The 19,133-nt window shown below is 73.7% G+C and carries 18 protein-coding genes; 12 read left to right on the top strand and 6 right to left on the bottom strand.

The window, feature by feature from the left end:
- Window positions 1–78: 78 nt before the first annotated feature.
- Genes ACTWJ8_RS37350 through ACTWJ8_RS37360 form a run of 3 tightly spaced genes read left to right on the top strand, consistent with a single transcriptional unit; the run spans window position 79 to window position 3,202 of the window.
- Window positions 79–1,671: a succinic semialdehyde dehydrogenase gene (locus tag ACTWJ8_RS37350; protein ID WP_443261909.1), complete on the top strand. Its 1,593-nt coding sequence runs from the start codon at window positions 79–81 to the stop codon at window positions 1,669–1,671.
- Complete coding sequence (locus ACTWJ8_RS37355; RefSeq protein WP_443261910.1) at window positions 1,668–2,153, top strand: DUF4334 domain-containing protein; 486 nt, start codon at window positions 1,668–1,670, stop codon at window positions 2,151–2,153. Before ACTWJ8_RS37350 ends, ACTWJ8_RS37355 begins: the two co-directional genes overlap by 4 nt.
- Window positions 2,150–3,202 (top strand): NAD(P)-dependent alcohol dehydrogenase, encoded by a 1,053-nt coding sequence (locus ACTWJ8_RS37360; RefSeq protein WP_443261911.1) that lies wholly within the window; start codon window positions 2,150–2,152, stop codon window positions 3,200–3,202. Before ACTWJ8_RS37355 ends, ACTWJ8_RS37360 begins: the two co-directional genes overlap by 4 nt.
- A gap of 3 nt (window positions 3,203–3,205) precedes the next feature.
- Here ACTWJ8_RS37360 and ACTWJ8_RS37365 read toward each other — a convergent pair whose 3' ends face one another.
- Entirely contained in the window at window positions 3,206–4,366 is a 1,161-nt protein-coding gene (locus tag ACTWJ8_RS37365; RefSeq protein WP_443261912.1) for an Lrp/AsnC family transcriptional regulator, read from the bottom strand.
- Between the two features lie 161 nt (window positions 4,367–4,527).
- On the opposite strand from ACTWJ8_RS37365, the gene ACTWJ8_RS37370 reads away from it, so the two are divergent.
- Window positions 4,528–5,793 (top strand): MFS transporter, encoded by a 1,266-nt coding sequence (locus tag ACTWJ8_RS37370; RefSeq protein WP_443261913.1) that lies wholly within the window; start codon window positions 4,528–4,530, stop codon window positions 5,791–5,793.
- 36 nt (window positions 5,794–5,829) lie between these two features.
- Entirely contained in the window at window positions 5,830–7,143 is a 1,314-nt protein-coding gene (locus ACTWJ8_RS37375; RefSeq protein WP_443261914.1) for an amidohydrolase, read from the top strand.
- 16 nt (window positions 7,144–7,159) lie between these two features.
- Here ACTWJ8_RS37375 and ACTWJ8_RS37380 read toward each other — a convergent pair whose 3' ends face one another.
- Window positions 7,160–8,041 (bottom strand): SDR family oxidoreductase, encoded by an 882-nt coding sequence (locus ACTWJ8_RS37380; protein WP_443261915.1) that lies wholly within the window; start codon window positions 8,039–8,041, stop codon window positions 7,160–7,162.
- 104 nt (window positions 8,042–8,145) lie between these two features.
- Here ACTWJ8_RS37380 and ACTWJ8_RS37385 point away from each other — a divergent pair, with 104 nt between their 5' ends.
- Window positions 8,146–8,727 (top strand): TetR/AcrR family transcriptional regulator, encoded by a 582-nt coding sequence (locus ACTWJ8_RS37385; protein ID WP_443261916.1) that lies wholly within the window; start codon window positions 8,146–8,148, stop codon window positions 8,725–8,727.
- A gap of 3 nt (window positions 8,728–8,730) precedes the next feature.
- Here ACTWJ8_RS37385 and ACTWJ8_RS37390 read toward each other — a convergent pair whose 3' ends face one another.
- Together ACTWJ8_RS37390 and ACTWJ8_RS37395 are read right to left on the bottom strand one after the other, a co-directional pair.
- Window positions 8,731–9,165 (bottom strand): cytidine deaminase, encoded by a 435-nt coding sequence (locus ACTWJ8_RS37390; RefSeq protein ID WP_356372604.1) that lies wholly within the window; start codon window positions 9,163–9,165, stop codon window positions 8,731–8,733.
- A gap of 20 nt (window positions 9,166–9,185) precedes the next feature.
- On the bottom strand, window positions 9,186–9,722 hold the full coding sequence (locus ACTWJ8_RS37395; RefSeq protein WP_356372602.1) for a helix-turn-helix domain-containing protein: 537 nt from the start codon (window positions 9,720–9,722) through the stop codon (window positions 9,186–9,188).
- Between the two features lie 168 nt (window positions 9,723–9,890).
- Here ACTWJ8_RS37395 and ACTWJ8_RS37400 point away from each other — a divergent pair, with 168 nt between their 5' ends.
- Genes ACTWJ8_RS37400 through ACTWJ8_RS37415 form a run of 4 tightly spaced genes read left to right on the top strand, consistent with a single transcriptional unit; the run spans window position 9,891 to window position 13,067 of the window.
- Entirely contained in the window at window positions 9,891–10,175 is a 285-nt protein-coding gene (locus tag ACTWJ8_RS37400; RefSeq protein ID WP_356372601.1) for a DUF3311 domain-containing protein, read from the top strand.
- Window positions 10,172–11,701: a sodium:solute symporter family protein gene (locus tag ACTWJ8_RS37405; RefSeq protein WP_356372599.1), complete on the top strand. Its 1,530-nt coding sequence runs from the start codon at window positions 10,172–10,174 to the stop codon at window positions 11,699–11,701. Before ACTWJ8_RS37400 ends, ACTWJ8_RS37405 begins: the two co-directional genes overlap by 4 nt.
- Window positions 11,698–12,033, top strand: a complete 336-nt coding sequence (locus ACTWJ8_RS37410; protein ID WP_443261917.1) for a TIGR04076 family protein — start codon at window positions 11,698–11,700, stop codon at window positions 12,031–12,033. Before ACTWJ8_RS37405 ends, ACTWJ8_RS37410 begins: the two co-directional genes overlap by 4 nt.
- Entirely contained in the window at window positions 12,030–13,067 is a 1,038-nt protein-coding gene (locus ACTWJ8_RS37415) for an LLM class flavin-dependent oxidoreductase (RefSeq protein WP_443261919.1), read from the top strand. Before ACTWJ8_RS37410 ends, ACTWJ8_RS37415 begins: the two co-directional genes overlap by 4 nt.
- Here ACTWJ8_RS37415 and ACTWJ8_RS37420 read toward each other — a convergent pair.
- The gene (locus ACTWJ8_RS37420) at window positions 13,051–16,182 is read right to left on the bottom strand and encodes an alpha-N-acetylglucosaminidase (protein WP_443261920.1); all 3,132 of its coding nucleotides are present in this window, start codon (window positions 16,180–16,182) and stop codon (window positions 13,051–13,053) included. The genes ACTWJ8_RS37415 and ACTWJ8_RS37420 overlap by 17 nt on opposite strands.
- A 115-nt stretch (window positions 16,183–16,297) precedes the next feature.
- Window positions 16,298–17,227, bottom strand: coding sequence for a LysR substrate-binding domain-containing protein (locus ACTWJ8_RS37425; RefSeq protein WP_443261922.1), 930 nt, complete (start codon window positions 17,225–17,227; stop codon window positions 16,298–16,300).
- A gap of 111 nt (window positions 17,228–17,338) precedes the next feature.
- Between ACTWJ8_RS37425 and ACTWJ8_RS37430 the strand changes: the two genes are divergently transcribed.
- A complete protein-coding gene (locus ACTWJ8_RS37430; RefSeq protein WP_443261923.1) occupies window positions 17,339–18,451 on the top strand; it encodes a pyridoxal-phosphate dependent enzyme in 1,113 nt (370 codons plus the stop codon).
- Entirely contained in the window at window positions 18,445–19,065 is a 621-nt protein-coding gene (locus ACTWJ8_RS37435; RefSeq protein ID WP_443261924.1) for a LysE family translocator, read from the top strand. The genes ACTWJ8_RS37430 and ACTWJ8_RS37435 overlap by 7 nt, the downstream gene beginning before the upstream one ends.
- The last annotated feature ends 68 nt before the right edge of the window (window positions 19,066–19,133 follow it).

A 19,133-nucleotide genomic window follows, 5' to 3' on the forward strand; every position in this document is an offset into this window, starting at 1 on the left:
TGTTCCAGGATGTGATTTCCGATTAACATAGCGAGGCGCGAAGGCATCGACAAGAGAGTCGGCGAGCGAGGAGTCCGCATGAGCATCGACCCGGCCCGCCCCGCGTGGGTGACCGACGAGCTGATCGCCCGATGGTGCGAAGGGGTGCGCCGGGACGCCAAGCGCGGCGGCGCGGAGCGCCCCGAACCGCTGACCGCGCTCGCCCCCTTCGACCTCACGCCGACCGCGGCCGTGCCCCGCTGCGACCCGGCCGACGTGACGGAGGCGGTGACCGGCGCACGGGCCGCCCAGGCCGCATGGGCGGGCACCACCCTCAAGCATCGCGCCGACCTCGCGCTCGCCTTCCACGACCTGCTCCTGAAGCTGCAGGACGAGGTCCTCGACCTGATCCAGTGGGAGACCGGCAAGGCCCGCTACCACGCCTGGATGGAGGTCGCCCAGGTCGCGACGATCGCCCGGCACTACGCGCGACGCGCCCGCCACTACCTCGCGCCGCACCGCGTGCGCGGCATGATCCCCGGCGCGACCCGGGTCCAGGAGGCCCGCGTGCCGAAGGGTGTCGTCGGGATCGTCTCGCCCTGGAACTACCCGCTCTACCTCGGCGTCGGCGACGTCCTGCCGGCGCTGATCGCGGGCAACGCCGTGGTCTCCAAGGCCGACTCGCAGACCCCGCTGACCCTGCTGTGGACGCGGGCCCTGATGGCGGAGGCCGGACTCCCCGCCGACCTCTGGCAGATCGTCACGGGGCCCGGATCCGTGATCGGCACCGCCCTCGTCGACGCCGTCGACTACGTGTGCTTCACCGGCTCGACCGCCACGGGACGCGCCGTCGGCGAGCGCGCCGCGCGCCGCCTGATCGGCGCCTCCCTCGAACTCGGCGGCAAGAACCCGCTGCTGGTGCGCGCCGACGCCGACGTGCAGGCCGCGGCGGCCGGAACGGTGACCGCCGCCTTCGCCAACACCGGGCAGATGTGCATCCACATCGAGCGCGTCTACGTCCACGAGAAGGTCTACGACGCGTTCCGCGACGAACTCGTCCGCGCGACCGCCGCGTTGCGCCTCGGCAGGACCTACGACTACATGTCCGACATCGGCTCGCTCACCTCCAGGGCCCAACTCGAAGCCGTCCGGGCGCACGTCGACGAGGCGGTCGCCAAGGGCGCAACTGTCCTCGCGGGCGGCAGGGCACGCCCCGACATCGGCCCGCTCTTCTACGAACCCACCGTCCTCGAAGGCGTCACCCCCGACATGGCCGTGTGCGGCGAGGAGACCTTCGGCCCCGTCGTCTCCCTCTACCCCTGCGCCTCCGACCAGGAGGCCGTCGACCTCGCCAACCAGGGCACCTACGGACTGTCGGCCTCCATCTGGTCCAGGGACACCCGCGAGGCCGCCCGCCTCGCCCGCCGCATCCGCTCCGGCTCGGTCAACATCAACGACGGCGCGGCCGCCGCCGCGGGCAGCATCGAGGCCGGCATGGGCGGCATGGGCGACAGCGGTCTCGGCAGGCGGCACGGTGCCGAGGGCATCCGCAAGTACACCGAGAGCCAGACGCTCGCCACCCAGCGGCTCCTGCCGCTCGGCCCGACCACACCCGAGGAGAGCTCCGTGAAGTCCTTCATCCGCCGTACGAACGGGCAACTGGCCCTGCTGCGCCGCCTGGGGGTCCGATGACGACCGGCGTGCCCGAGCGGTGGCAGGCGCTGCGCGCCGTCGAGGGCCTTGTCGACCCCGCCGAACTCGACGCCCTCTGGGCCGATTTGGAACCGGTCGACGCGGCGGACATCATCGGACCCTGGCGCGGATTCGCGTTCCCGACCGGACACCCCATCGAGAAGGTGCTGTCCGCGAGCCGCTGGCACGGCAAGCGGTTCGACGCCCTCGACGACGCGAAGCCGCTCATCTGCCGCGCCGACGACGGCAGCCTCTACTCCGACACCACGGCGGGACGCGGCGAGGCGAGCCTGTGGAACGTCGAGTTCCGCGGCGAGACCACCGCCACCATGGTGTACGACGGGATGCCCGTGCTCGACCACTTCAAGCGGGTCGACGACACCACCCTCATGGGCGTGATGAACGGCAAGCCCGACGTCGTCCTCGCCGACGGCCGGCACTTCTGGTTCGGCCTCGAGCGCGACACCCCGGACCGCCCATGAGGACCTCGGTCCTGCTGTCGCGCGGCGCCGCGCCCACCGCCCTCGTCGACGCCGAACTCGACGATCCGCGCCCGCACGAGGTCGTCGTCCGCATCGAGGCCGTCGGCGTCTGCCACACCGACCTCGCCACCCGCAGGGCGCTCGGCGACCGCCCCGCCGTCCTCGGACACGAGGGCTGCGGGATCGTGGAGCGGCTCGGCGCCGACGTCGACACCCTGGCCCTCGGCGACCGCGTCGTGATCTCGTACGCGCACTGTGGCCGCTGCGCCCAGTGCCGCGCGGGCCATCCCGCGTACTGCGCCCTCGCCACCACGCTCAACAACGCGGGGCGGCGGCCCGACGGTACGCCCACCCTGCGCGTCGACGGCGCGCCGGTGTTCGGCGCGTTCTTCGGCCAGTCCTCCTTCGCCACGGCTGCCCTCGCCGACGCCCGCTCCTGCGTCCCCGTCGGCGACACACCGCCGTGGGTGGCCGCCCCGCTGGGCTGCGGATTCCTCACCGGGGCGGGCGCGGTGCTCAACGTGCTGCGGCCGGGCCACGGCGACCGGCTGCTCGTCGTCGGCGGGGGAGCGGTCGGCTCGGCGGCGGTGCTGACCGCGCTGTCCGAGGGCGCGGAGGTCGTGGTGGCCGAGCCGGTCGCCGCGCGCCGCGAACTCGCCGCCCGCTTCGGCGCGGTGACGGTCGCCTCGCTCGACGACCCGATCCCGGCGGTGACCCATGCCCTGGACACCACGGGACGCCCCGAGCTGATCTCCCGCGCCCTCACCCTCCTCGAACCGCGCGGCACCCTCGCCGTCGTCGGCCTCGGCCCCGCCACCGCCCCCATCGACGTACGCGACCTCATGCTGCGCGGGCTGCGGCTGCGCGGCTGCGTCGAGGGCGACGCGGACCCGTCGCTGCTGGTGCCCGAGCTGATCGGACGCTACGAGAAGGGGGTGCTGCCGCTGGACGAGCTGGTGACGACGTACGGGCTCGGGGACTTCGACCGGGCCGTGGCCGAGCAGCGGTCCGGACGTGCGCTCAAGGCGGTGCTGCTGCCCGGCGGTTGAGGCTCAGGACAGGGGGCCGAGAGGGACGTGCCCGCGTGCGCGTCCCTCGTCGTCGAGGAGGCGGCCCATCCGCTTCGCGGTCAGCAGCGTGACGTCACGGCGCAGGATGCGGGCGGCGGGAAGCCGGGAGCCGAGCCGCACCTCGAAACCGGCGGCGTCCTCCAGGGACCTCGCCCACGTCGACACCAGCAGATTCGCATCGCCGGTGACCCCCATGCACAGCCGGACACCCGGAAGGCCCGCCACGAGGTGCCCGGCGGCGTCGAGTTCGGCCGACGGCACGGCGAGCCGGAACGTGCTGATGACGGGCCGGCCCGCCGCCAGATGCGACACGTCGCAGCGGATCCTGACGTGGCCCGAGCCCAGCATCCGGGCCAGCCTGCGGCGCACCGTGGCCTCGCTCGCGCCGGTGTCCCGCGCCAGCTCGCTGTACGGGCGGCGGGCGTCCGCGGAGAGGGCGCGCAGCAGCGCGCGGTCCGCGTCGGCGTACTGCGGGGCCGCGCCGCCACCAGGACCCACGGGCGCGAGCCGGGAGCGCTGCACCCGGTCGAGCGCGTGCACCTTCCAGTCCGCGCCCTCCCGGTAACTGCGCAGCACCACCGACAGGTCGACGGAACGGACGCCCGGCAGCGCGGCCAGCGGGCCGTCGGTGAAGCGCGTCATGGCCGCGGTGCCCGAGCAGAACAGCGTGAGGAACAGGGCGCCTTCCCCGGAGGTCCGCTCGACGCTGGCCACCCGCGGATCCGCGCAGGCCGCGTCCGAGGCGGCGCCCAACAGGCCCGGCGCCACGGCCACATCGGCGAACGCGATGCACAGGCCCGCGCCCCGGCCGTGCCGCTGCCACGTCTCGTACGCCGTGCTCCAGGCGAGCCCGTCCACCCGCAGCCGCTCCCAGCGCCTCGCCGCCGTGGTGGCGTCGATCCCGAGCACCGCCCCGATCCGCGACCAGGGCGCCCGCGGGCTGGTCTGGAGCGCGTCGACGAGCGCCATGTCCGTCTCGTCGAGATCGCGCCCGGCGCCGGCGGAGTCGTCATCGCGTCCCGTACCGGCGGAGTCGTCATCGCGCCGCATACCGGCGGAGTCGTACATGTCGGAAGCGGTGGAGACGGAATCCTGCGGTCCAGGGGCGAGGGAATCCGGCATCGGCGCGGTGGCGGACGGCATGGCGACCATTGTGGGGCCACTCGCACCAGCCCGTGCGGCGGCCCCCGGCACAGGGGCGGACGCTCGCCGCGCGGATGTGCGCGCCTGCCCCGACGCCGACCCGTCCGCGGCTCCAGGCGTGCGCGCCCACCACCAGACGCGACACACACCGTGGAGCCGCCGTGAGCGCCACCAAGTCACCGTCCGCCGCGCACCCCGCGCCCGTCGAGGGGCGGGTCCGGCTCGACCGGGCCGCGAAGACGACCGTAGGCCTGCTGTTCCTGGCCTGGATCGTCGACTACATCGACCGGCTCGTCATCAACCTCGCGCTGCCGCACATCGGCGCCGAGTTCGGCATCGACCGCACCCAGCAGGGCCTGGTCCTCTCCGCCTTCTTCCTGGCCTACGCGGCGTGCCAGATCCCCGGCGGACTGCTCGCCGACCGCTTCGGATCCAAGCGGATCCTGCTGTGGGCCATGCTGATCTGGTCCGTGTTCACCGCGCTGACCGGCACCGCCTGGTCGTTCGCCGCGCTCGTCGTCATCCGTGTGCTGTTCGGCGCGGGGCAGGGCATCTTCCCCGCCGCCGCGATGAAGGCCGTCGCCGAACGCACCGGACCGCGCGAGCGGATGACGGCCAGCGGCTGGATCTCCTCCTCCAACGCCTTCGGCTCGGTCGTCGCCCCGCTCATCGCCGGACCCGTCATCGCACTGTGGGGCTGGCGCATGTCGTTCTACGCCGTCGCCGGACTCGGCGTCGCGACCTTCGTCCTGGTCCAGCTCCTGCTGCCTCCGGCCCGCCCCGCCACGCCGACCGAGAGCGCCGAGGGCGGCGGCGGAACCCGCGCCCTGCTGGCCACCCCCGCGATGTGGCTGTACGTGGGCATGCTGTTCGGCTACGGCATGCTCGCCTGGGGACTCACCTCGTGGGTGCCGTCCTATCTCCAGACCGAACGCGGGCTCTCGCTGGAGAGTTCGGGGTTGCTCACCGCGCTGCCCGCGCTCTTCGGCGGCCTCGCGATGATCCTCAGTGGCTGGTGCGCGGACCGGGCGAAGGGGCGGCCGGCGCTGCTCGTCGCCCCGTCCATGACGGTCGCGGGCGTCGCGGTCCTCGCGATGACGCAGGCCGAAGGACTCGCCGCGTTCGAGACGCTGCTCTGCCTCGCCTTCGCCGCCTGCACGTTCTGTTTCACGCCGATCTTCGCGGTGCCGCTGCGCACCTTGTCGACGCGGCTGAGCGGCGCGGCGTCCGGAATGATCAACTTCGGCGGGCAGTCCGCGGGCATCCTGGTGCCGATGCTGATGGGATACCTCGCCGACACATACTCGTTCACGGTCGCCTTCGCGCTGCTCGCCGTCGGCGCCGCGCTCACCGCCGCCCTCGCCCTGCTCGCCCCGCAGACCTCCGAGGCCCTGCGCTCCCGGCTCGGCCCGGCGGTCCGGGACTGACCGACAGCCGCCACCCCTCCACGTAAGGAGCACCGCATGACCGACACCACGTCCCCCGCCTGCCCGGTCGACCCGGCCCGGCTCACGCTGCCCGCGGGCACCCCCGCCGACGAAGGGCTCGCGCTGCTGCTGCCCGCCCTCGGCGAGCTCTACCGCGATCTGCACGCGCACCCCGAACTGTCGATGCACGAGACCCGCACCGCGGGGATCATCGCCGCCGTGCTGCGGGCCCAGGGCTGGGACGTCACCGAGCGCGTCGGCACCACCGGCGTCGTCGGCGTCCTCACCAACGGCGAGGGCCCCACCGTCCTTCTGCGCGCCGACACCGACGGACTCCCGCTCGCCGAGGACACCGGCCTGCCTTACGCATCCACCGACACCGCGCCGGGCCCCGACGGCCACGACGTCCCCGTGATGCACGGCTGCGGCCACGACCACCACGTCACCGCGCTGCTCGGCGCCACCGCGCTGTACGCCGCCGACCGCACCACCTGGCGCGGCACCCTGCTCGCCGTGTTCCAGCCCGGCGAGGAGATCGCCGCGGGCGCGCGGGCCATGGTCGACGACGGCTTCGCCGACCGGTTCCCGCGCCCCGACATCTGCCTCGGCCAGCACGTCAGCCCGCTGCCCACCGGCACCGTGGCGCTGCGCCCCGGCACCACCATGTCGGCCGCCGACAGCTTCCGCATCCGCCTGTACGGGGCCGGCGGACACGGCTCGCAGCCCGAGCTGACGGTCGACCCGATCGTGCTGGGCGCCCACGTCGTGACCCGGCTCCAGACGGTGGTGTCACGGGAGATCGCCGCGCAGGACGCCGCCGTGGTCACCGTCGGCTCGTTCCGCGCGGGCCACAAGGAGAACATCATCCCGGACACCGCCGAACTCAAGGTCAACGTCAGGACCTTCGACCCCGACGTCCGCGAGCGCGTGCTCGCCGCGATCGAACGGATCGTCCGCGGCGAGGCGCGGACCGCGGGCGCCCCGCGCGAGCCGGAGTTCGAACCCCTCAACGCGTTCCCGCTCACCGTCAACGACGACGACGCCACCGAGCGCGCCCGCGCCGCCCTGCGCGGCGTGTACGGCGAGGGCGGCGTGCAGCACATGGCCCGCCCGCTCTCCGGCAGCGAGGACTTCGGCATCTTCGGCACGGCCCTCGACTGCCCCTCCGTGTTCTGGATGTGGGGCAGCTTCGACCCGAAACTGTACGAGGGCGAGGACCCGACGCAGCCGCGCCCCGGCATCCCCGGCAACCACTCGCCGCGCTTCGCCCCGCAGGCCGAGCCCGTCATCGAGTACGGCGTACGGGGCCTGCGCGCGGTCGCCGCGGAGTTCCACGGCGCACGGGACTGACGGGGCCCGCCGCGCCTCAGGGCTGGATCTTCTCCAGGTCCTCCAGGAGGCCGGGACGGGTCGGCTGCCAGCCGAGGGCGGCGCGGGTGTGCGCGCTGCTCGCCGGCTGGTCGGCCGCGAAGATCGGCCCGAGCGCCCCGAAGCTCTCCTCGGGAACGGACTTCGACGGGATGCCGAGGCGCCGCCCGATGACCGCGGCGATGTCCCGTACGGCATCGCCCTCGTCGGCGACGGCGTGCCAGGCGGTGCCCGCCGGGGCCTGCTCCAGGGCGAGCCGGAACAGCACGGCGGCGTCGAGCGCGTGCACGGCGGGCCAGCGCTGTGTGCCGTCACCGGGGTAGCCGGCCACGCCCGTGCCCCGGGCGATCTGGGTGAGCAGACCCGCGAACCCGCCGTCGCCCTCGTTGTGGACGGTGCGCGGCAGCCGGATCGCCGAGGTGCGCACGCCGCGCGAGGCCAGCTCGAGGGTGCGCTGCACCGACACGCTGCGCCCGCCGACCGGCCCGTCCGTGGGCAGCGGGTCCTCCTCGGTGGCCGGGCGGCCCTCCGCGCGGGGCGTGCCGGAGACGGTGACGAGCGGCTTGTCCGACCCCACGAGGGCGTCGCCGAGCACGCCGAGCGCGGCGCCCTCCTCGGCCACGCCCCGGGCGAGCGCCTCCGGCGAGCTGAAGTCGTTGCTGAAGGCGAGGTGGACGACGCCGTCCGCCTTCTCCGCCTCGGCGCGCAGCACGTCGAGGTCGGTGAGGCCGCCCCGGACCACGTCGGCCCCCGCGGCGCGAGCCTTGTCGGCGGAGGCGTCGGACCGGGCCAGGGCGGTGACCGCGTGTCCTGCGGCGAGCAGTTCGGCGACGACGGCCGAGCCGATGAGGCCCGTGCCGCCGGTGATGAAGACGCGCATGGCGGACTCCAGATATGAGGGAAGAAGTGATGCGACAGGTGTCGCATCACTCACCACGCTACACCCACTGATGCGACATGTGTCGCATCACTTAGGATGGACGTATGCCGAGATGGAAGCCGGATGCCCGGCAGCGCCTGGTCGTGGCGGCGCTGAGCCTGTTCGCGGAGCAGGGGTACGACGACACGACGGTCGCCCAGATTGCCGAGCGCGCGGAGCTGACCCGCAGCACCTTCCACCGGCACTTCGCCGACAAGCGGGAGATCCTCACCGCCGGGCAGAAGACCCTCAGCCGGCTCCTGGTCGAGGGTATCGCCGAAGCCCCCGAGGGCGCGACGCCGATCGCCGCCGTGGCGGCGGGCCTGGAGCGCGCCTCGGGGGAGATGACCTCGTTCAACCGCGAGCTGAGCCCCCTGCTGCACGCGGCGATCGAGGCGAACGAGGAGCTTCAGGAGCGCAACGCGCTCAAGAGCATAGGAATGGCCGCCGCGATGGCGGGCGCCCTCGAGCGACGCGACGTCCCCGAGGCAACGGCCCAAGTGGCCGCCGAACTCGGCGTGCTGGCCTTCAAACTGGGCTTCACCCGCTGGGCCGACCCGTCACGCGACGACGCCCCCGGCGAACTGGCGACCCTCACGCTGGCGGCCCTGGACGAACTCCACACGGCGGCCCAACGCCTCGACTAGCTGTCAGTCGTCGCCGTCGAGCTGGTGCTCGGCCCACACGTAGCTCTCGGGCAGCAGGCTCCGCACGGGTACGGCCCGCCTGCGCGCACCGTTTCCCACGATGACCTCGACCTCGGGAAAGTAGTCGAGCAGCGCCTGCCGGCAGCGGCCGCACGGCGCGATCACCCCGCGCTCCCTGTCGCCCGCGGCGACGATCGTCCGCAACGCGTACACGCCCTGCGCGGCCGCCGCCCCGAGCAGCGCCAGCTCGGCGCAGGGCCCGCCGGTGAAGTGGTACGCGTTCATGGCGACGACCACCCGCCCGTCGACCCCACGCCCGGCGGCGGCCACGGTGTGGTTGTCCCCGCGGGCCCGCTCCCGCACGGTCCGCAGGGCGATCTCGACGAGCTCGCGGTCCGGTTCGGCGGCGTTCTCGGTGGTGTGTTCGCTCGGTTGCATAGGGCCAGTAAAGCGTCCGTCTACGGCGACGGCGGCGTGACCGACACGATGTACTCCACCGGGGCGTCCGACCCATTGCGATAGAGGTGGGGCTGGCCCGCGTCGAAGGTGATGGACTCCTGTGCGGTCACCTCGTGGGGGACGTCCGCGATGTCCACGGTGAGCGTGCCGGAGATGACGTACGCGCACTCGGTCGACGGGTGGGCCCACGGCTCGTCGCTCGTCGCGGCGCCCGGGGGGAGGATCGCGCGGAGGACTTCCAGGCGGCCGTTGCTCCCGGCGAGCCGTTCGTACTGGACCAGGCCGCGCGGACCGCTGATGGTGGAGCGTTCGCCGGGGCGGCTGATGTGCACGGCGGGCACGTCCTCCGCGTCGAACAGCGCGACGACCGAGGCGCCGAACACCTCCGCGAGCCGCCGCAGCGTCGCCAGGCTCGGCTCCGTCACCCCGCGCTCGACCTGGCTGAGGAGCGTCGCCGAGACACCGGTGCGCCGAGCGAGCTCACGCAGGCTCAGACCGCGTTCCGTGCGCAGCGCCCGCAGGCGGGTGCCGATCATGATCCTCCGTAGAGACACAGTGCACATCTCGTACTGTGAGCGCGCGTTGACGACTGCTGCGAGGGAGTTTAGCGTCACGGATCGCCCTCCCGTGTGCAGTCAGGCTGCACGCGGGAGGTGCCCACTGCGGCAACTCCGCCCACTCCGCACCGACTCCTGGGGGATGCGATGGCATCGACGGCACCCCGGCCGCCCACGGCCCACCGCTGGCTGCTCGTCCTCCCGTTCGTCTGGCAGGTCGGCCTCGTGCCGGTCGTCAACGACGTACGGCTCGCCCCGCTGAACATCCCGTTCCCGATGCTCTGGCAGATGCTCGGCGTCCTGGCGTCCACCGCCGTCATCGCCCTCGTCTTCCGGCTCGATCGCAGGGCGGGCGTCGAAGCGGAGGAGGCCCGCTTCCTCGAACTCACCGACCGGAGCGCCGAGGAGCACAGGGCGGGGGAGTCCGCGTGACACTCGCACTCGTCCTCGCCATCGTCGTCGGCACGGTCGTCGGCGCGATCGGCTTCGGCCGCCGCGCGAACGGCGACGCCCCGGCCACGAGCAGCCTGTCGGGCTGGGCCGTCGGCGGGCGCCGCTTCGGCACCGTCCTGTTCTGGTTCATGAACGCGGGCGAGGTCTACACGACCTTCGCCGTCCTCGGCATCTCCGGCTACGCGTGGGCCATGGGCGCCCCCGCCTACCTCGCCTTCACCTCGGTCTCCCTGAGCTACGCCCTCGGCTACTGGCTCATGCCGAAGATCTGGCGGGCGGGCCGCAAGCACGCTCTGATCACCCAGGCCGACTTCTTCGCCGCCCGGTTCGGGGCGCCCTGGCTCGGCGTGGTGACCGCGCTCGTCGGCATCGCCGCGCTCGTCGTCTACGTCCAGATCCAGCTGGTCAGCCTCAGCCTCATCGTCCGGCTCACGCTGGGTGGTTCGGTGTCGTCGGACGCCGCCGTCGTCATCGGCGCCGTGGTGATGCTGGCCTTCGTCTTCCTCGCGGGACTGCGCTCGGCCGCCTTCTCCGCGGGCGTCAAGGACGTCCTGATGGTCGTGGTCGTCGTGCTGCTCACGGCCACCGTCGCGGGCAAGGTCGGCGCGTCGTCCCTGTTCGACATCTTCCGGCTCGCGGAGGAACAGCACCCGGGCATCGGGAGGTTCCCCGGCATCGACCCCGCGTCGCCGACCACGTCGACCTGGCTGATGACGTCCGCCCTCAACGTGGCGCTCGGCAACTGGGTGTTCCCGCACCTGTTCCAGGTCTCCTACTCGGCCGCCTCCGGCACCGCGATCCGCCGCAACGCCATCTGGCAGCCGCTGTACTCGCTCGCGTACTTCTTCGTGATCCTGCTCGGCTTCGCCGCCCTCGTCGCGGGCACGAAACCGGCGGGCGGCGACCTCGACGCGGCGCTCCTCCAGTTCGTCTCCGACACCTACCCGGCCTGGGCCGTCGGCCTCGTCGCCGGCACCGGCTTCCTGCTCGCCCTCGCGCCCGGCTCGGTCCTGCTGCTCACGTCCGGGGTGCTGTTCGCCCGGAACGTGGTCGCCCCGATGGTGCGCCAAGGGCTGTCGGACCGCGGCACGCTGCTCGTCTCCCGGGTGTCGATGATCGGCTTCGCGGCGGTCGCCGTGTGGCTGACCGTCGGACACAGCCAGTCCCTCGTCGACATCCTGCTCAACGCCTACTCGGCCATTGGCATGCTCGCCCCCGCCGTCGTCCTCGCGTTCCTGTGGCGCCGCACCTCGGCGATCGGCGTACTGCTCGGCCTCGCCGCCGGATTCACCGCGCTGCTCGCCCCGTTCGCCAAGGACTACTGGGCGGCGCACCTGCCCGAGTGGGAGCCGGGCCTCCTCGCCATGGCCGTCAACGCCGCGGTCGTCGTCGCCGTCAGCCTCGTCACCCCGAAGCCGCCCGATCAGGCCGTCGGCGTGGGCCTGGCCCTGTCGGCGGACGACTGCGGGCCCCCGACAGCACGTACGACGACGGGAGTCGCATGAGCGCGAACGAGACCGGCGAACCGGTCACCGAGCTGTACGACCTGCGGGTCACCGTCGACCGCATCGAGGGCCGCTCCGTGTGCGGCATGGCGGTCGGCGACTACTTCGAACTCGTCAACAGCGCCCAACTGCGCATCCCCGAAGGCCGCCACTTCTGCGTCTACGCGCTCCAGGCGGTCCTCCCGCTGCTGCCCGCCAAACAGCGTCAGCTGCCCACCGACGACTGGCTCGAACGCGACACCCTCGTCTGCTGCCCCGACCCCGAAGAACGACTGATCATGCGCATCGACCGCACGGCACGGTGCCGCCTCAACACGGAGGACCTGACGTGACCGATGGTGCGCCCCACCCGACCCGGCGACCCCGGAAGGGCGTCGAGATCGGGCTCGGTCTGCAGAGCGACAAGCGACCCGAGGACTACGCCCGGCTGGCCGCGCGCGCCGAGGAGCACGGCTTCGACGTGCTCTCCGTGTTCGGCGACCTCATGTACCAGCCGCCGATCTTCCCGCTCCTCGAAATGGCCCGCGCCACCAGCCGGGTCCGGCTCGGCGCCGCCTGCTGGAACCCGTACTCGATGCATCCCTACGAGATCGCGGGCCAGGTCGCCGCGCTCGACCTCGCCTCGTCCGGGCGGGCCTACCTCGGGCTCGCGCGCGGCACCTGGCTCGGCGACGTGGGCATCGGGCAGCCCCGGCCGCTCGCGCACATCAGGGAGGCGGTCGGGTTCATCGGCGCGCTGCTCTCGGGCGCGGACGACGGCTACGAGGGCGAGGTGTTCCGGCTCGCGCCCGGCACCCGGCTCCGCTACCGGCCGCACCGCCCAGAGATCCCCGTCCTCATCGGCACCTGGGGTGCGCGCACGGCCGCCCTCGCGGGGCGCGTCGCGGGCGAGCTGAAGATCGGCGGCTCGGCGAACCCGGCGATGGTCGACGTGATGCGCCGCCGCATCGCGGGCGGCCCCGACGCGGAACCTGCGGACCACGTGGGTGTCGTGGTCGGCGCCGTGACCGTCGTCGACGAGGACGGGGCACGGGCCCGCGCGCACGCCCGCACCGAGGTCGCCATGTACCTCGCCGTCGTCGCCGAGCTCGACCCGACGGTCGACGTCCCCGCCGATCTGCTGGCGGGCGTCAAGGAGCGGGTGGCCCGCGGCGACTCGGAAGGGGCCGGGAAGCTGATCCCCGACGAACTCCTCGACCTGTTCGCGTTCTCCGGGACGCCCGAGCAGGTCGCGGCGCAGGCGCAGGCCGTCATCGACGCGGGCGCTTCCCGCGTCGAGTTCGGCACCCCGCACGGCCTCACCGACGACGACGGCGTCGACCTGCTCGGCTCCCGCGTGCTGCCGCTCCTCAACCGCCGGAGCTGATGCGCAGCCCTTCGAACGTGGCGATGCCGCGCGCCCCGCTCCCGCCGTTCGCCGCGCTCATGAACGCGCCCACGTCCTGACCACCGGACGCGACCCCCGCCGGGTTCGCCGTCCCGACGGTGGTCCATGTGGTGCCGTCGGTGCTGAACTCGCCCTTGTAGGAGCCGCCTTGGCGGGTGAGGCGGAGGTGGACCGGCGCGGACACCGCCGTGCCTGCCGTCTTCACGGTGTCGAGGCGTCCGTTGCCGTCGGAGTCCCACGACAGGGCGATGCCGTTGGACGGGGTGAGCGCCAGGTCGACGAAGCCCGAACCGCCCTGCTGCGTCAGGTCGTTGCGGACGATGAGTCCCGCGCGCGCCCAGCCGCCCGTACGGTCCTGGGACGTGACCCGGACCGTCGCCGACGCCCCGTCCGTGAGGGCGGCGGGGCGGTGGATCGCGCCGAACTCGTTCGTGGCGCCCCACAGGTCGGCGCCGCCGCCCTCGATGGCGAGGGTGTCGCCGGACTGTCCGAACACCGCGTCGTTGAACGACACCGTCCGGTACGGGTCCTGGACACCTGTGCCCGCGAGGAGCCGGACCGTGTCGACGGCCGCCCCTGACGCGCCACCCATCCGGTACGCGGCGTCCGCGCGCATCCGCAGGACGAGGGTGTCCGTCGTGCCCGTGAGTGACACCGTGAAGCGGGCCTTGAACGCCTTGCCAGGAGCCACCTCCGTCGCCGCGACCGGGCCGTCGGTGCGCGCGGTGAGTCCTTCGGGCAGGTCGAGGGAGAGGGTGACGTCCCGGGCGGCCGCGAAGCCGTTGCGGTTGGTGAACGTCACGTCGACGGCGACCGGCTCGTCGGGGGAGACGGAGGAGTGAGCCGCGGACGCCGTGAGTGTCGCCTGGTGTGCCGTGCCGGCGAGGGTGTCGCGCACCCGGTGGGCGAGCCGTTCGATCGATCCGGAGGGTCGGGCCGCGTACGTCTCCGTCCCGTGCGCCCACGCGTCGTCCATCGCGAACCAGTCGATCGCCGCGGGCTGCCGGTCCTCGGCGAGCGCGTCCGTCAGCTCCGCGAAGTACCGCCGCCAGCGCGGCAGATACAGGCCCGACACCAGGCCGGCCCACTCCCGGTTCGCGTAGTCCCGCAGGCCCGCCTCGCTGCCCTCCCGGTCGCCCCAGGTCGTCAGGATGGAGCGCGCGTCGTACTCCAGCCGGTTCTGCTCCGCCCGGTCGGCGCCCCACGCTCGGGCCTCCGCCAGCCACCGGCCCAGCAGATGGTGCTCGGACGTGGCGAGCGCGTCGTCGAGGAGCCGCATCCAGTCGAGCCACGTCCGCGTGAGCCGCCCGAAGAGCTTCGCGTCCCGTGCCTCGTACGCCGCCCTGATCTGCGGCAGCAGCACCCGGCTGCGGTTCGACAGGACCTGCCGGGTCACATCGAGGAGGTCGTACCGATAGGCGGAGCTGCCCCTCAAGTCCTCGCTCACGGCCAGGAGTTCGGTGAGTGCCGCGTCGAACTCCGCCGTGTCGTAGCGCTCCGCCTGCGGGCTCCATGCCGCCGCCGACCGCACCGCCAGGCTCGGCCGCGCCGCGAACAGCCCGTCGGGCGCCTCGCTCCACGAGTCCGTGCGGCGCGTCCCGTACGCCGTCGCGCGCAGCACCCGCCAGGCCGCGGCGGCGTGCCGGTCCGCGCCGCCGTAGCGGGACGCGGCCCACCGCTCGAACCAGTCGTCCAGGTCGATGTCGTCGGTCGTCCAGGCGAGGTCGCCGAGCAGGGCGAGCGCCGCGGGATTGTTGTCGGCGCCCTCCGGCATCGCCGCGATCCCGGCCAGTCCGCTGCCGTCCTTCTCGCGCCAGCGCGGATAACTGGCCACCCAGTCGGGGGTGTTGGCGCCGATCGCGGTGTGCCCGCCGAAGTTCCAGATGCTGCCGTACGCGTACGGGGTGCCGCCCCAGTCCCGCTCCCGGTCGGTCACCGTGGGGAACCGGTCCGAGAGCCCGTCGACGATCAGCATGCGGGAGCGGTCGACGGCGTCGAGGATCTCGCGGCGCGGATTGGTCTGCCAGCCGAGGATCGCCCACACGGCCTTCGGGTGCGCCGTGCCCAGGGCCTTCTCGACGGCGTGCGCGGCCTCACCGACCGGCACGTCCCCCGGCCTGCCGCCCTCGTGCAGCAGGTCCATCTTGTACATGGAGGTGGCGCCGAGCCGCGCGTCGAGCCGGTCGTAGAACGCGGCACCCACCTCGGCGAAGGCGTCCGTGCGCGGATCGAGCCAGTCGGGGCGCGGGAATCCGCTCCACGTGCCCTGCGGGACGACCCTCGCCCCGTCGACCCGGTCGGCGAACCCGTCCGGCACCGTGCCGAACCAGCCGGGCAGCACCGGCGTCATGCCCAACTCCCGCGCCCGGTCGGCGATCCTGCGTCCGAGGTCGGCGCGCCGCTCCAGCAGCCGGCGGCTGATCGGCCCGCCGAACCCGGACATGTTCTGGAGCAGCCACCACGGCTGGTGCGCGGGCGCCGGGATCCAGTCCAGCAACTCGGCCTCGGAGTACCCGAAGCGGCGGAACGTGTCGAAGTAGGCGGCCTCGGCGCCCGTCGTCACCAGTACCTCGTTGAAGCCGTGCAGCGCGACCACGTCCAGCTCCCGCTGCCAGGCGTCCCAGTCGCGGTACGGGCCCGTGTAGCCGTCGTTCGTGTCGTTGAAGGCGAACCGGTGGGCGACGTTCGCCGTCGCCGTCAACGCGCGGGACGGGGCGGGCAGTTGGTTCGGCAGGTCGAGCTGTTCGCCGTTCCAGGTGACGCAGGCGTGCGCCACGTCGCGCAGATAGCGGTGCAGGCCCGCGAGGAGGGTGGCCGGGGTCGAGCCCTCGACGACGATGCGGCCGCTCGTGCCGGACACGCGGAACCGGTCCGCGCCGCCGCCGCTCGTGAGGCGGAGGGCGACCTGGGAGTGGTGGCGGGGGAGCAGCCTGCGCAGCGCGGCGTCGGCGGGCCCCGCGCTCCCTCCGGGCGCCGCGAACGCCGCCGTGTCCGGCAGCGAGAGCGCCGTGGCGCCGAGGACGAGCGCGGTGCTGGAGAGCAGCCGTCTGCGGCTCGGTCCCGGCCGGTCGGAGTGGTGCGAGGGGCGATTCACGAGGTCGACTCCCGTACGGCGAGGGGCGTGGGTGGGTTTCCGCGTGCTGCCATGATGCAAGAGCCTGCTTGATTCGCCTCATGTTTGAGCACGAAACGTCAACGTGTCAACGGATTCACCGACCGGGCCCCGCGCCGTGCACCCCTTCGGCGGCCTCACGCAGCGCCTCCCGGAACGCCACGAGGGCCGGGTGCCGGCCACCGCCCCGCCGTACGACGGTGAGGACGCGGCGCGTCCCGCGGCCGCGGGGGAGGGGGCGCAGCGGCACGGACGGGTCCCGCCCCATCCACACGAGGTCCGGCAGGAACGCGGCGGCGTGCCGCTGCTCGACCAGGCGCAGATGGAGCAGCAGGTCCGTGGTCTCGAAACGCACATCGGGTTCGAAGCCCGCGTCGCGGCAGAGCGTCACGGCCCAGTGCCGCGCGGGGGTGCCCTCCGGTTCCATCACCCACGGGTGGTCGGCCAGGGCGCGCAGGGCTGCCGTCGGACCTGCGCCGCGAGCGGGCGCGGACGGGTCGGGGACGGCCAGGCGCAGCGGGTCGTCGAGCAGGTCCTCCTGTTCGAGCTCGGAGGGCCGGGGGTTCGGGGCGCCCTGGTACTCCTCGGCGAGCACCAGGTCGAAGTCGCGCGTCTGGAGCGCGGGAAGCGAGATCTCCGGCTCCAGATGGGTGACATGGACCCGCAGCCGCGGATGCCGGCCCCGCAGCAGCGTCAGCGCGGCCGGCACCAGCGTGAGGGCGGCCGTCTGGAACGAGGCGACCCGCAGCGTGCCCGTCAACTCGGCGAGGGACGCCGCGATGTCCGCCTCCGCCCGCTCAAGCCGTTCGAGCACCGCCTCCGTGTGCGCGACCAGGATCTCGGCCTGCTCCGTGAGCCGCACCCGCCGCCCGACCGGCTCCAGGAGCGGCACACCGACCTCCGCCTCCAACTGCGAGAGCTGCTGCGACACCGACGACGGCGCGTACGACAGGGCGGCCGCCACGGCGGCCAGCGTGCCGCGGTGCTTGAGCTCGCGCAGCAGGCGCAGTCGGTGCAGGTCGTACATGCCGTGCCCGTTCCCGGCGCGGGAGCGCCCCTCATTCGTCGGCTCGGCCGATGGGTATCGGTCGAAAACATTCGCTGGACCGATTGTAGGAGCAGGCCGCACGCTGATCATGTGAGTGAGATTCCCGCTGCCCTCCATGACGACCTGCCGTGGGTCGCCCGGCCCGGCGCCCGCGCCTGGCGCTGCGACCCCGCCCCCACCGACGTACGCGCCTTCCATACCGCGCTGCCCGACTACGCGCCGACACCGCTGACCGAATTGCCCGACCTCGCCGCGGAGTTGGCGGTGGGGCGGGTGTTCGTGAAGGACGAGTCGAGTCGGCTCGGGCTGCCCGCCTTCAAGGCCCTCGGCGCCTCGTGGGCGGTGCACCGCGCGCTCGCCGGACGGCCCCGGGGCACCGTCACCCTCGTGACCGCCACCGACGGGAACCACGGGCGCGCCGTCGCCCGGACGGCCCGGACGCTCGGGCAGCGCGCCCACGTGGTCGTGCCGAGCGGCGTCCACCCGAGCGCCGTGGCGGCCATCGCCGCCGAAGGCGCCGAGGTCACCGAGGTGACGGGGTCGTACGACGACGCCGTGCGCCACGCCGCCGAGCGGGCCGCGAGCACGGACGCGATCCTCGTCCAGGACACGGCCTGGCCCGGCTACGAGACGATCCCCGCGTGGATCTCCGAGGGCTACTCCACGCTCTGCGCCGAGGTCGACGAACAGCTCGCGGGCCTCGCGGGTCCCGACCTCGTCGTCGTCCCGGTGGGCGTCGGATCCCTGGCCCAGGCCGTGGTCACCCACTACCGCAGCCGCCCCTCGGGGCACGCGCCCGCGCTGCTGTCCGTGGAGCCGGTCACCGCGGCCTGCGTCCTCGAAAGCCTCCGCCGCGGCGGACCGGTCACCGTCGAGACCGGTGGCACCATCATGGCCGGGCTCAACTGCGGCACCCTGTCCACGCTCGCCTGGCCCTGTCTGTCCGCGGGCCTGGACGCGGCCGTCGCCGTCCGCGACGCCGACAGCGCCCGCGCCGCCGCCCGCCTCGCCGCCCTCGGTGTCTCCTCCGGACCCTGCGGTGCCGCGCCCCTCGCCGGACTCCGCGCCGCCCTCACCGGACCGGGCGCCGACACGCGGCGCGCGGCGCTCGGCCTCGGCCCCGACTCCGTCGTCGTCCTGCTCAGCACGGAGGGCGGCGCCGCCAACCCGCACACCACGACAGGACACGACCCGGCATGCTGACCCACCTCGCCGCCGCGCTCGGCGTCCTCGGCCTGCTGACCGTCGCGCCCGGACCCGACATGGCCGTGGTCACCCGGCGCGGCGTCGACGCCGGCACCCGGGACGCGCTCCTGACCGTCGGCGGGATCGCGTCGGGGCTGCTGCTGTGGGGTGCGCTGAGCGTGCTCGGCCTGGCCGCCGTGTTCGCCGCCTCCGCCACCGCCCACCTCGTGGTGCAACTGCTGGGCGCCGCCTATCTGTTGTTCCTCGGCGGTCAGGCGCTGTGGCAGAACCGGCCGTCCGCCCGCCTCACCCCGCTCGCGGCGGAGCCCGCGAAGCCGGGGCACCCCTGGCGCACCGGCCTCGGCTGCAATCTGCTCAACCCGAAGATCGCCGTGTCGTACACCGGACTGCTCCCCACCCTCGCACCCCCGGAACTCCCCGGGGCCACGGGCATGACCGTCCTCGTCCTGTGCCACGTGGCGCTGACCGTCGCCTGGCTCGGCGGCTACGCGCTCCTGCTGGCGCGGGCCGGACCCGTGTTCCGGCGGCCGGGCGTGCGCCGCGCCGTCGGACGCACCACGGGCGTCGTCCTGATCGGCTTCGGACTCGCCGTCGCCACCGGCGGCGGGTGACCCGCCCCTGAACCGGCCGCGACCCGCGGACGTAGGTTGTACGGGGCGGGCGCACACCCCCAGGAACG

Source organism: Streptomyces sp. SDT5-1 (assembly GCF_052245995.1).
In the GTDB taxonomy this organism is placed as follows: domain Bacteria; phylum Actinomycetota; class Actinomycetes; order Streptomycetales; family Streptomycetaceae; genus Streptomyces.

What these genes read in the sequence shown, in the direction of transcription:
- ACTWJ8_RS37350 (WP_443261909.1), top strand. Translation starts at nt 79, where the DNA reads ATGAGCATCGACCCGGCCCGCCCCGCGTGGGTGACCGACGAGCTGATC.
- ACTWJ8_RS37355 (WP_443261910.1), top strand. Translation starts at nt 1,668, where the DNA reads ATGACGACCGGCGTGCCCGAGCGGTGGCAGGCGCTGCGCGCCGTCGAG.
- ACTWJ8_RS37360 (WP_443261911.1), top strand. Translation starts at nt 2,150, where the DNA reads ATGAGGACCTCGGTCCTGCTGTCGCGCGGCGCCGCGCCCACCGCCCTC.
- ACTWJ8_RS37365 (WP_443261912.1), bottom strand. Translation starts at nt 4,366, where the DNA reads ATGCCGTCCGCCACCGCGCCGATGCCGGATTCCCTCGCCCCTGGACCG.
- ACTWJ8_RS37375 (WP_443261914.1), top strand. Translation starts at nt 5,830, where the DNA reads ATGACCGACACCACGTCCCCCGCCTGCCCGGTCGACCCGGCCCGGCTC.
- ACTWJ8_RS37380 (WP_443261915.1), bottom strand. Translation starts at nt 8,041, where the DNA reads ATGCGCGTCTTCATCACCGGCGGCACGGGCCTCATCGGCTCGGCCGTC.
- ACTWJ8_RS37385 (WP_443261916.1), top strand. Translation starts at nt 8,146, where the DNA reads ATGCCGAGATGGAAGCCGGATGCCCGGCAGCGCCTGGTCGTGGCGGCG.
- ACTWJ8_RS37390 (WP_356372604.1), bottom strand. Translation starts at nt 9,165, where the DNA reads ATGCAACCGAGCGAACACACCACCGAGAACGCCGCCGAACCGGACCGC.
- ACTWJ8_RS37395 (WP_356372602.1), bottom strand. Translation starts at nt 9,722, where the DNA reads ATGATCGGCACCCGCCTGCGGGCGCTGCGCACGGAACGCGGTCTGAGC.
- ACTWJ8_RS37400 (WP_356372601.1), top strand. Translation starts at nt 9,891, where the DNA reads ATGGCATCGACGGCACCCCGGCCGCCCACGGCCCACCGCTGGCTGCTC.
- ACTWJ8_RS37410 (WP_443261917.1), top strand. Translation starts at nt 11,698, where the DNA reads ATGAGCGCGAACGAGACCGGCGAACCGGTCACCGAGCTGTACGACCTG.
- ACTWJ8_RS37425 (WP_443261922.1), bottom strand. Translation starts at nt 17,227, where the DNA reads ATGTACGACCTGCACCGACTGCGCCTGCTGCGCGAGCTCAAGCACCGC.
- ACTWJ8_RS37435 (WP_443261924.1), top strand. Translation starts at nt 18,445, where the DNA reads ATGCTGACCCACCTCGCCGCCGCGCTCGGCGTCCTCGGCCTGCTGACC.